General features: G+C 70.8%; 1 protein-coding gene. It reads left to right on the top strand.

The genetic code is table 11. The features are described 5' to 3' along the window. Positions 1-43 precede the first annotated feature (43 nt). The coding region (locus tag AC0VY3_RS37350) for a helicase associated domain-containing protein (protein ID WP_475551959.1) at positions 44-308 on the top strand (265 nt) is incomplete at its 3' end.

Below are 308 nucleotides of genomic sequence, written 5' to 3'. Positions count from 1 at the left end.
GGCCCTCACGCAGTGGGTGGAGCAGGAAGGCACGGACCGGCCGGTGCCTCGCGGCGCAGTCGTCGAGATCACCGTCGACGGCGAAACCGAACCGGTGCCCGTGAAGCTCGGTGTGTGGATTTCGAACACCAAATCGAGAAGGGGCCGGCTGGACACCGATCAGCTCGCTGCCCTCGCCGCGCTGGGCATGGACTGGGCCGGACCGCCACGGGCCATCGAGGCCGCAGCGGAGCAGCCCACCGCCTCGGCGGTCCCGCAGCTCCCGGCCGAGCGGGAGCATCACGAGGAGTGCGAGGAGGAGCTCTTCG

This window comes from Streptomyces sp. iso_384, from assembly GCF_056172905.1.
The sequence above is the reverse complement of the archived record's forward strand: the minus strand, read 5'-3'. Positions and strand labels throughout refer to the sequence as shown.